General features: G+C 67.0%; 9 protein-coding genes. 5 read left to right on the top strand and 4 right to left on the bottom strand.

Annotation, left to right across the window (positions count from 1 at the left end):
• On the top strand, positions 1-612 hold a 612-nt coding region (locus tag BN4332_RS27675), incomplete at its 5' end, for an Rv1363c family protein (RefSeq protein WP_494337821.1).
• Positions 612-1097, top strand: a complete 486-nt coding sequence (locus BN4332_RS27670) for a hypothetical protein (RefSeq protein WP_066902711.1) — start codon at positions 612-614, stop codon at positions 1095-1097. The genes BN4332_RS27675 and BN4332_RS27670, both read left to right, overlap by 1 nt.
• Positions 1098-1103: 6 nt before the next feature.
• On the opposite strand, the gene BN4332_RS27665 is transcribed toward BN4332_RS27670, so the two are convergent.
• A complete protein-coding gene (locus BN4332_RS27665) occupies positions 1104-1490 on the bottom strand; it encodes a VOC family protein (RefSeq protein ID WP_066902709.1) in 387 nt (128 codons plus the stop codon).
• Between the two features lie 75 nt (positions 1491-1565).
• Here BN4332_RS27665 and BN4332_RS27660 point away from each other — a divergent pair, with 75 nt between their 5' ends.
• Complete coding sequence (locus BN4332_RS27660; protein WP_066902707.1) at positions 1566-3287, top strand: N-acyl-D-amino-acid deacylase family protein; 1722 nt, start codon at positions 1566-1568, stop codon at positions 3285-3287.
• Between the two features lie 43 nt (positions 3288-3330).
• A complete protein-coding gene (locus BN4332_RS27655; protein WP_066902706.1) occupies positions 3331-3711 on the top strand; it encodes a hypothetical protein in 381 nt (126 codons plus the stop codon).
• Positions 3712-4224: 513 nt separating this feature from the next.
• Here BN4332_RS27655 and groL read toward each other — a convergent pair.
• Positions 4225-5850, bottom strand: a complete 1626-nt coding sequence (groL, locus tag BN4332_RS27645; protein WP_066902702.1) for a chaperonin GroEL — start codon at positions 5848-5850, stop codon at positions 4225-4227.
• A 537-nt stretch (positions 5851-6387) separates the two neighbouring features.
• Here groL and BN4332_RS27635 point away from each other — a divergent pair.
• On the top strand, positions 6388-8139 hold the full coding sequence (locus tag BN4332_RS27635) for a BamB-related PQQ repeat family beta-propellar protein (protein ID WP_096867002.1): 1752 nt from the start codon (positions 6388-6390) through the stop codon (positions 8137-8139).
• Positions 8140-8142: 3 nt separating this feature from the next.
• On the opposite strand, the gene BN4332_RS27630 is transcribed toward BN4332_RS27635, so the two are convergent.
• Both BN4332_RS27630 and BN4332_RS27625 read right to left on the bottom strand, forming a co-directional pair.
• Positions 8143-9933 (bottom strand): PQQ-binding-like beta-propeller repeat protein, encoded by a 1791-nt coding sequence (locus tag BN4332_RS27630; RefSeq protein ID WP_066902698.1) that lies wholly within the window; start codon positions 9931-9933, stop codon positions 8143-8145.
• Positions 9934-9952: 19 nt separating this feature from the next.
• Positions 9953-10789: an LLM class F420-dependent oxidoreductase gene (locus tag BN4332_RS27625; protein ID WP_066902696.1), complete on the bottom strand. Its 837-nt coding sequence runs from the start codon at positions 10787-10789 to the stop codon at positions 9953-9955.
• Positions 10790-10835: the final 46 nt, after the last annotated feature.

The raw sequence follows: 10835 nt of genomic DNA, 5'->3' as shown, positions 1-10835 counted from the left end.
ACACCGCCCCGCGTCATCCCGGCGCCGACGTTCGCGGCGGCCGCTCCACCGGTGGTCAACGCCCCACCCCCGGCACCCAGCTGGCCGGCTCCGGCACCCGTCCCGCACCCGCGTCGCCCCGAGAAGCGCAGCGCCGCAAGGGTTCTGATACCAATCTTGCTGGCCGTGCTGCTGGTGTGCGCCATCGCCTTCGCGATCAGCCAGCTCGTACGTTCCACACCTGCGGCGAGTACGACGCCGTCGTGGCAGCCGTATGTCGAGGCCGCCAGGACCTTCGCCCTGCACACCGTCACCGTGAGCGCGGACACGGCCGACGCCGATCTCGAGAAGGTCATGGAAGGCGCGACAGATGAGTTCCGCGCCGACCTGCAGAACCAGGCCCCGAACATCAAGCGCAAGGCACGGGAACTGGGCGTCAAGACCGACGGAACGGTCACCGGGGCCGGCATCGAAGCGTTGTTCTCCGATGAGGCGGTCGTGCTGGTCACCGTCGACACCAAGGTCACCGTGACGTCCAATCGGGTGGGCGTGGTGTCACTGCAGCGGGTGCGGGTCACCGTCGAGCACGTCGACGGCGGCTACAAGGCCTCGAAGCTGGAGTTCGTCCACTGATGAACACCCGCAACACCTGGTCGCTGCTGGTGCTCGCCCTCATCGCGGGGGTGGTCGTGGCGACCGGCCTGGGCTTCTGGCAACTGTCGGTCAAGAACGCGCCTGCACCCACGCCGATCGCCGATGACGACCACGCCCGCGAGCAGGTGACCGAGTTCGTCGCGGACAACGTCGTCAAGATGCTGAGCTTCACGCCTACCACCAGCCGCGGTGACATCGACGCGGTCGCCGAGCTGTTGACCGGCCAGGCCGCCGAGGAGTACCGCAAGTCGATGCGCACCAGGGCCGAGGGCGCGACCCAGAGCGCCTCCGTCCGCAACACCGGTGTGGAGTCGCTGTCGGCCGAGGCCGCCCAGGTGGTGGCCTTCGTCGATCAGACGTCCAAGCCCGCGGGCAGCCCGTCGACCAAGGACGCACTGGCCTACCGGGTCAGCCTCACCCGCCTGGACGGCGACTGGCGGATTGCTGAACTGGAACAGCTGTAGGGCTGCTTATTGCGGCGCGGCGCCGTGGAACACCGCCTCGACATTGTTGCCGTCGGGGTCGCGGACGAACGCACCGAAGTAGCCCGGGTGGTACTCGGGCCACAACCGTGGCGCGTGCAGCGACTCGGCACCCAAACTCAGGGCCGCGTCGTAGAACGCCTGCACGGCATCGGTGTCGGCCGCCTGGAAGGCCACGTGGATTTCCCGGTTCGGCCCGCCGGCATCGCCGGCACTGGCATCGGCGATCCAGAAGTCTGGCTTGCCCTCGCTGCCGTAGCCGATCGCAACCTGGTAGTCCATTTGCCGGCTGTACCCGAGTACGCCCAGCACCGAGTCGTAGAACTCTTTCGATTTGGCCCAGTCGGCGCAGTTGATTCCGAAGTGATCGATCACCGGTCGATCCTTGCATCCGGCACCGACACTTCGGCGCCTGTTCCGCGAACGGCCGTGGCGTCGTACGTTAGTTAGATGACCTACGACTTGTGCATCCGCGGCGGCACCATCGTCGACGGCCTGGGTGGTGAGCCCTACGTGGGCGACGTCGCCGTGCGCGACGGTGTCATCGTCGAGATCGGCACCGTGGCCGGGGCCGCCGAGCGGGAGATCGACGCCACGGGCCTGTTGGTGACGCCCGGTTTCGTGGACCTGCACACGCACTACGACGGTCAGGCGATCTGGTCGGATCGGCTCAATCCGTCCTCGGCTCACGGGGTCACCACGGCCGTCATGGGCAACTGTGGCGTCGGCTTCGCGCCCTGCCGTCCCGACGATCACGACGTGCTCGTCGATGTGATGGCCGGCGTGGAGGACATCCCCGGGGTGGTGATGGTCGACGGGCTGCCATGGACGTGGGAGACGTTCCCCGAGTTCCTGGACGCGCTCGGGTCGCGACAGCTCGATATCGATGTGGCCGCGTTCCTGCCGCACTCCCCGCTGCGGGTGTACGTGATGGGTCAGCGCGGCGTCGACCGTGAGCCCGCCACCACGGAAGATCTCGCGCTGATGCGCAAGCTCGCCGCCGAGGCGGTCAACTGTGGCGCGCTGGGATTCGCCTCGTCGCGGCTGACGATCCACAAGACCGAGAGCGGCAAGCCGATTCCGAGTTACGACGCCGGTTATGCCGAGATCGAGGCCATCGCCCGAGGCGTCGACGACGCCGGTGGCGGCCTGATCCAGTTCGTGCCGGATCTGGTCGCGGGCGACTACGAGCCTGCGCTGCAGACGGTGTTCGACGTGGCCGCCGACGTCGGATTGCCCGTGACGTTCACGCTGGCGATCGGTAATGCCGGCCCGGCGTTCTTCGAAGACGCACTGCGCATGGTGGAGAAGGCCAACACCGACGGGGGCCACATCACCGCGCAGATCTTCCCGCGCCCGATCGGGCTGGTGCTCGGCCTCGAACTGTCGGGCAACCCGTTCGTGCTGTACCCGAGCTACCGCGAAATCGCCCACCTGCCGCTCGCAGAGCGCGTGGCCGAGATGCGGAAACCCGAAGTGCGCCAACGGATCCTGTCCGACTCGGCGGCCGGCGACGGCCATCCCCTGATGTTCGCGGTGCAAGCCTGGGACTACATGTACCCGCTGGGTGAGCAGCCCGACTACGAGCCCGACCCGTCCAACTCCATCGGTGCCCGGGCCCGGGCCCGCGGCGTCGACCCCCTCGAAGAGGCCTACGACCGCCTGCTCGACGACGACGGACACGCCATGCTGCTGGTGACGCTGGCCAATTTCCGCGACAACTCGCTCGACACCGTCGCCGAGCTGATCCGCCGCGACGACGTGGTGCTCGGCCTCGGCGACGGCGGAGCGCATTACGGCATGATCTGCGACGCCAGCTTCCCCACCTACCTGCTGACCCATTGGGTGCGGGACCGTGGCACCGGCATGCTCAGCATCGCGGACGCCGTCCGGGAACTGACATCGGTGCCGGCCAGGGTCGCCGGTCTGGCCGATCGCGGTCGAATCGCCTTGGGCTACAAGGCCGATCTGAACGTCATCGACCATGCGGCGCTGCGGCTGCACCGGCCCGTCGTCGCCTACGATCTGCCCGGGGGCGGACGCCGGCTCGACCAGACCGCGGACGGCTACGTCGCGACCGTCGTCTCCGGTGAGGTGATCGCCGAGAACGGCGTGCCGACCGACGCGCGGCCCGGTCGACTCGTCCGAGGCAAACAACCCGCACCCATGTGACAGGTCCGCCACGGCGGCGCGCGGACCGAACTATTCTCACGTCATGAGCGTGAAAGTGGATCTCAACCAGCTGGCCGACAAGCTGGCGGACTACACGTTCGCCTACCTCGTCACGGTCGACGACAACTACCACGCACACACGGTCGCGGTGGAGCCACACCTGGTCAACGGCGTCATCGACGTCGGCCCGATCGGAGGCCACACCCGGAGAAATCTCGCTCTGCACGAGGACGTCACGCTCGTCTGCCCGCCGAGCCAGCCCGGCGGGTACTCACTGATCGTCGACGGGCGAGGCCACGCGGGGACCACCGAGGACGAGACGCACCGGATCGTGCCCAACCGCGCTGTGCTGCACCGCAAGGCGCCCCGACCAGGCCCGCCCGGCCAATGCGACAGCGATTGCATCGTCCTGTCGGAGAACTGAACTGCCGAGTGTGTCGGTCATGCAGGCAATCGCGCCAGAATCCCGGCACCAGCGTCACGCTCGTCATCAGATCGGACACCCGGCGGCGCGCAGTTTCGCCTTCACGCGTTCGACGATGATCTGCGGACGCGACATTATCTCCGCGCTCACCCGGATTCAGCCACTTGGTGCCCAGGATCGCCGCAGCTGACATCCCGGCCAGCGTCGCTCCCGTGGACAACCAGGCTGCTTGCGCTCTGAGCTGGGCTGTCAGTGCGAGGTCGCGCCTGACATACACGTCGCGGTAGAGCGCCACATAGTCGCGTGCCAGCCGGTGGCGGGTCAGTTCGCCGCGGCGTATCGCGGCACTTCCGATGAAAGGTTGCATGGCCGCAGGCTGGCGAGCCACACCGACGAGTGTGGCGTCCCGGCACGGAAATTCCAGCAGCCGCTGTGCATGGACGCCACGCTGGGGATACGAAAAAGCCCCGGCACGCAGCGCGCACCGGGGCTTTCCCGTAAAGAGCAGGACTTCTAGAAGTCCATACCGCCCATGCCACCGGTCGGGTCGCCGGCGGGTGCGGCGGCCTTCTCCGGCTTGTCGGCGACGACGGCCTCGGTGGTGAGGAACAGCGCCGCGATGGACGCCGCGTTCTGCAGCGCCGAGCGGGTGACCTTCACCGGGTCGGCAACGCCGGCCTTGAGCAGGTCCTCGTACTCACCGGTGGCGGCGTTCAGGCCGGTGCCGGCGGGCGAGTTGGTGACCTTCTCGGCGACGACGCCGGGCTCCAGTCCACCGTTGAAGGCGATCTGCTTCAGCGGGGCCGACAGCGCGACACGCACGATGTTGGCGCCGGTGGCCTCGTCACCGGTGAGCTGCAGCTCCTCCAGCGACGGAGCCGACTGCAGCAGAGCCACGCCACCACCGGCAACGATGCCCTCTTCGACGGCAGCCTTCGCGTTGCGGACGGCGTCCTCGATGCGGTGCTTGCGCTCCTTGAGCTCCACCTCGGTGGCAGCGCCGGCCTTGATCACCGCAACACCGCCGGCCAGCTTGGCCAGGCGCTCCTGCAGCTTCTCGCGGTCGTAGTCGGAGTCGCTGTTCTCGATCTCTGCACGGATCTGAGCCACGCGACCGGCGATGGCGTCGCTGTCGCCGGCGCCCTCGACGATGGTGGTCTCATCCTTGGTGACGACGACCTTGCGGGCCTGGCCCAGCAGCGCGACATCGGCGGTCTCCAGCGAGAGGCCGACCTCTTCGCTGATGACCTGGCCACCGGTGAGGATGGCGATGTCCTGCAGCATGGCCTTACGGCGGTCACCGAAGCCCGGGGCCTTGACGGCAACGGACTTGAAGGTGCCACGGATCTTGTTGACCACCAGGGTGGACAGGGCTTCGCCCTCGACGTCCTCGGCGATGATCAGCAGCGGCTTGCCGGACTGGATGACCTTCTCCAGCAGCGGCAGCAGGTCCTTGACGGTCGAGACCTTGGAGCTGACCAGCAGGATGTAGGGATCCTCCAGGACGGCTTCCTGACGCTCGGCGTCGGTCACGAAGTAACCCGAGATGTAGCCCTTGTCGAAGCGCATACCCTCGGTGAGCTCCAGCTGCAGGCCGAAGGTGTTGCTCTCCTCGACGGTGATGACACCCTCGTTGCCGACCTTGTCCATGGCCTCGGCGATCAGGTCACCGATGGACTGGTCACCGGCGGAGATACCGGCGGTGGCAGCGATCTGCTCCTTGGTCTCCACCTCCTTGGCGCTCTTCAGCAGCGTCTCGGTGACCTTCTCGACGGCCTTCTCGATGCCGCGCTTCAGGCCGAGCGGGTTGGCGCCGGCAGCGACGTTGCGCAGACCTTCGCGAACCAGGGCCTGGGCCAGAACGGTGGCGGTGGTGGTGCCGTCGCCCGCGACGTCGTCGGTCTTCTTGGCGACCTCTTTGACGAGCTCAGCGCCGATCTTCTCGTACGGGTCCTCCAGCTCGATCTCCTTGGCGATGGACACACCATCGTTGGTGATCGTGGGGGCGCCCCACTTCTTCTCCAGGACGACGTTGCGACCCTTGGGGCCCAGCGTCACCTTTACCGCGTCGGCGAGGCTGTTCAGGCCCCGCTCAAGGCCGCGACGGGCCTCTTCGTCATACGCAATTGTCTTAGCCATTGCGAAGTGATTCCTCCGGATAGGGGATCGCACGTTCTGTGGTCGGGTTCAGTGCCCGCGACGGACGACCAGGGTGTGCTCCCGCAGGTGCGGCCCCGGCCTCACCGTCCCGACCTAGCACTCACTGATCGAGAGTGCCAACTGCATTCTTAGCACTCGACCATGGCGAGTGCAAGGTTTGGCGGTACGGCTTCGGCGGCCGGGCTAAGCCCCTGGCGAAACCCATGCCGGCCGGCCCGTCGCGTATCGGCGACGCGTCGCCGATATCGACGTCAGGGCGGGTCCCGGCGCGGCCCGGCGACCCTCGCGTAGAAAGCGGTGCCGCCGTACGCGATGGGGGCAGATGCTCCCCCTTCGGCCGGTCGCCGCGGCGACCTTCAGTGCAGGCCGACGAGTTGTCCGCCGGAATCGACGGGAATGGCGAACCGCGGATAGCTGGTGCGCGTGGTATCGGCGCACTTCCGCGCACGAAAAGCTGCCGTGGCTGCCAGACGAACCGGTGTGGCACAGTTCAGAATCGTCGAGGGGAGGCCGGACGTGACCACAGCTGAAGATGCGCATCCAGCACTCGGCCGCGCTCTGGTGAGCCTCAGCATCGGCTTCGCGGTGGCCGGGGTGCTCCTCAGCCTGTATGCCTTCACCCAACGAGTTCCGGACGGCTTGGCCTCCGACCGCCTGGAGTCGGTCACCCGCCTGCTCGGCGGATCCCTCGTTGCCGTTGCCGTGGCCGCCGCCGTCCTGGGCGCCGGCGGCGTCGCCGCACTGGCCGGCCGCGCGATTGCCTGGAAAGCCGCCTGGACGCTTGCCATTCTCGCCACGGTGGCGTCGTTCATGTTCCTGAACTCGCTTCCCCACACCTGGACCGAACCCGCATCGGGACCGGGAAGTCGGCCACTCCTCGCACTGATCCAGGCCGCGTGGCTGTTGCTCACGGTGGCCGCGGTGCTGCTGGTAGCAGGTGCGGTTGCCGTTCACCCGGACGGTCAGCCGCTGAAATGGCAAGCGGCCTTTCCCTTCGTCGCCGCGGGTATGGCCGTCGCATTGGTGGCCGGTCTCGGATTGGTAGCACTGGGCCGACTCGGTGCGCCTCGGGCCACGACTGCGGAGTCGATCGCCGTGCCCGACGTGCCCACCGCCGTTGGCTCCGAGGCCTACACCCTCACCGTCAAGCGGGTCGACACGCTCGTCCCGGCGGGGCCGGGCTTCGTGCTCGTGGACGGCGACACGCTGATCGGATACGACGGCGCAACCGGATCACCGCGCTGGCGCTTTCCGCTCGAATCACTGCGCGACGGTTGCCTGTTACAGAAAATCCGTTCCACAGGCACCGCCGACGACGCGATGGTCCTGGTCGAATGTGACCACGACGCAGGCTATTCCAAGCCGCGCACGGATCCGTTCGTCGTGGGGCTCGACGCCATGACCGGGCAGGTGCGATGGAGCCTGGACCAGGGCTGGAGCCTGCGCGGCCGCATATCGCTACCATCCGACGCAGTGCCGGTGGTGAGCAACAACAGGAATGAGCTCGGGTCCCTCGATCCCCGAACCGGAGCGCTGCGGTGGTCGTGGTCGTTTGCCGAATCCGATCGGCAGTGCAGCGATACCGGTCTGGTCGGAGCGGTCGATGACGCCGTCACATACGCGGTAGCGTGCGGGAATTCACTGAAAATCCACGTGTTCGACGCCGAGGACGGCTCTGAACGAGAGATCGAACACGCTGTGCCTCAAGGGTTCTCCCCGGCCAACCGGCCGATCGAACCGCTCGCCTACCACGGAGCGACAGCCGTGATGCAGCTCAGACACCAGCGCAATGAGCCCTACTCCGTGGTCACGGTCGACACCCGCACGGGAGCGGTCGACGAGCTGCCGGACCCCGGGTACATGTACGACTCGAGCGCCGCTGATTCCGGCCAGTATCCGGGTCCGGTCCTGGAACTACCCCCAAGGGGTTCCAGAGATTTCGTCAACCTGTACCGACTCGGAGACAACACGACGGTTCGCACCACCGACGTCAAGACATATGGCAGCGGCAATTCCTACGCACCACCCAGCGGACAGGCCTGGGCACAGGTCGGCGATCAACTGGTGACAGCGGCAGCGTACGACGCGAACTTCGACAATCTGGTGGTCTCGGTGTCACCCGACGGCTCGTCGAGCGGGCGACCGTCGCCGTGCGGGAGAGACATCGGCGGTGTGGTCGCCGTGCCCGGAGCGGTGCTTGTCCTCTGCCAACGCACCAAGGGCGCCCACATCTCGGGCTACGACGTGGTGGGGCTCCGGCCCGCCTGACCGCTAACGGACTGCGGCCCAGTCGCTATCCGTGCAGTACACCAGCAATGCCCCTGGGATTCCCGTGATTCCGGGTGCGCGGATCATGCTGTCCGAGCACGGCGGAGAGTATGACCGAGTTGCGCCCGACTGGTCGAGCGAGCGCAGCGGCGATGACCTGGTCGGGCTCGTCTGCTCGTCGGCGGGGATCGTTGTCCACCAGGTATTTCCGACCCGCGTCACCATGGAGAAACCTTCACCGCCGCCGGTTACCTCCGAGCCGAACCCGAGCGGCAACGCCGCTCCGGTGGAAAGGACCAGGATCGATTGCGCCGGGCGCTTGTCCCGTCCTCGGGACTGCGTGACGATCAGCGATCCGGCGTCGACGAACCACGCAGGCCCGTATTGATCGGACAGGCGGCGCACCACCTCTTTTGACCTGAGGTTGATGACGAACCGGGTGTGGATGCGTTGGGGTCGGTACCTGGTGACGGTGACCACTGCCATCTCACCGCTGGCGTCGCTGACGCCGATGGCACCGGCGGGATCCCGCACCTCGTCCGGCCTGACGCCGAACAGTGACACCGGGATCACCCCGGTTGGCTCCCCTGTTCGCGCATCCAGGACTTCGGCAACCACGTCAGGCGCATCATCGCAGCTGCGCACGGTCACCAGCTCATCGGCCAGTTCCGCGCTCGGGTGGCACCCGTAGCGGAATGTCTTGGACCACAGCACTTCACCGGTGCGGGGTGCCAGCGCCTCCCACACCGTGCCACTGGCGCCGGCCGACTGCGAGTCGGCACGGACGGCGAGGATCACCGAGGACGAGAAGCCGCGGCGGATCTCGTCGAAGTCCCATGTGGTCTGGCCGGGTTTGAACCACAACAGTGTTCCCGTGGTGGCATCGATACCGATGAGGATGTTGCCCCACCGTGCCAGTGCCACGCTCTCGGGACCGACGCCGGTCGAGCCCAGCACCGACAGGTCGTCCAGCGGACCGTAGTACCAGCGACGCTTGCCGGTTGAGCCGTCATAGCCCTCGACGGTGTAGACGTTCGAGTATCCGCCGGTCTTGGTTGCGCGGGCTCGGACGAAGCCGGCGCCGGCCGGTATGGGCTGAGATCCGGGTTCGGTGACGCGATAGCCGACCTCACCGGTGGGCGCCGGCTCGATCGGTGCATCGATGCGCTCAGCCGTCTGGTGTGGGATCGACGAAGAGCCGGTCGCGACCATGCTGACGGCGACGACGATCACCACGGCCACAGCCACGGCACCGGCCAGCAACGGGCTGACGAACAGCGCCCCGAGGCTGGGCTGCGCGGCGTAACTCACCACCGCGACTAGCGCCAGCGCCATCACTGCCAGGCACGCACACCACCATGCCCAGCGGGCTACCAGGGTGAGGTCGAAGGGCACCAGCGACTCCTGCGCCTCGGCTGCAGCGTCGAATACCTCTTTCGTCCGACCCTGGCGCAACATCAGCAGTCCGCTGAACGCCGCGATCGCCAGTGCCGGCGACACATATGCCAGGAATCTCGCCCGCCGCCCGAAGGTCTGTCGGTGCAACCGACCCGCTGCGAAGCATCCGACCACCACCACAACGCTGAGCGCCACGACCACCGTCGTGCGCCACAACATCGAGGTGATGGCGCCCGGATCCGGCTGCAGAGCGAGCTCCGGATTCCGGTGCAGCCAGCCGTATCCCAGGCACAGCACCGCCGCGGTGGTGAACCCGAACATCAGGCCCAGCGGAATTGCGTACTGAGGACTGTCACGCTGCTCGTCTGACAAGTCCCCCGACTCCTCAGCACTCATGGGCCGAGACTAACCGGCCTCAGCCTCCCGACTGATACTTCTGCACCGCCGCAACGTAGTCATCGAGCAGCCGCAGTGATTCGTCCTTGCCGACCGAGGGCAGGAACAACCCCAGCTGCGAAAACCCGAGATCCTCCGCGGCGCGCCAATAGTCGGGTTTGATCGGCGTACCGAACATCGCGAGCGGCACGTCGTGGCCGGCTCCGGCGCGCATCTGCCCGATCCGCTTAGCCAGGACATCCCGCGGCAGCGGGTTCGAAATCCACCCGGCTCGATGGCGAATCACCCGTCTGACGGTGGCATCGGAGTTGCCGCCGACGTAGATGGGTGGATGTGGTTTCTGTACTGGCTTGGGACGGCAGTAGGACGACTCGATGTTGACGTACCGACCGTGATACTCGGCGGGCTCGTTGGTCCACAGCTCGACGACGGCTTCGATGCTCTCGTCCAGCCGAGCGCCACGGGTTTTCGGATCGGTTCCGTGGTCACGCATCTCCTCAAGATTCCATCCGGCTCCGACCCCGAAGACGAACCGGCCGCCCGAGATGAGGTCGATGCTCGCTGCTTCCTTCGCCGTATGGATGGGGTCGCGCTGGATGAGCAGTGCGACCCCGGTGACGAGCTCGATCGTGGAGGTCACCGCGGCCGCTGCCGCGAGCGTCACGAACGGATCGAGCGTGTTGTAGTACCACGGCGGCAATTCCCCACCGTCCGGATACGGCGACTCTCGGCTGACCGGGATGTGGCTGTGCTCGGCGACCTGGAGCGAGACGAACCCTCGCTCCTCGATGGCGCGGGCAAGCGATACCGGATCGATGCTGTCGTCGTCGACGAAGGTGGCGATGCCGAACTTCATGGAGCCGACGCTACTCCCGCCGGCGAAGGCCGCTCTGGCTCAATAA

Source organism: Mycolicibacterium houstonense (genome assembly GCF_900078665.2).
Taxonomy (GTDB): Bacteria; Actinomycetota; Actinomycetes; order Mycobacteriales; family Mycobacteriaceae; genus Mycobacterium; species Mycobacterium houstonense.
This window is presented reverse-complemented; position numbering and strand designations above follow the sequence as displayed.

What these genes read in the sequence shown, in the direction of transcription:
- BN4332_RS27670 (WP_066902711.1), top strand. Translation starts at nt 612, where the DNA reads ATGAACACCCGCAACACCTGGTCGCTGCTGGTGCTCGCCCTCATCGCG.
- BN4332_RS27660 (WP_066902707.1), top strand. Translation starts at nt 1,566, where the DNA reads ATGACCTACGACTTGTGCATCCGCGGCGGCACCATCGTCGACGGCCTG.
- BN4332_RS27655 (WP_066902706.1), top strand. Translation starts at nt 3,331, where the DNA reads ATGAGCGTGAAAGTGGATCTCAACCAGCTGGCCGACAAGCTGGCGGAC.
- groL (WP_066902702.1), bottom strand. Translation starts at nt 5,850, where the DNA reads ATGGCTAAGACAATTGCGTATGACGAAGAGGCCCGTCGCGGCCTTGAG.
- BN4332_RS27630 (WP_066902698.1), bottom strand. Translation starts at nt 9,933, where the DNA reads ATGAGTGCTGAGGAGTCGGGGGACTTGTCAGACGAGCAGCGTGACAGT.
- BN4332_RS27625 (WP_066902696.1), bottom strand. Translation starts at nt 10,789, where the DNA reads ATGAAGTTCGGCATCGCCACCTTCGTCGACGACGACAGCATCGATCCG.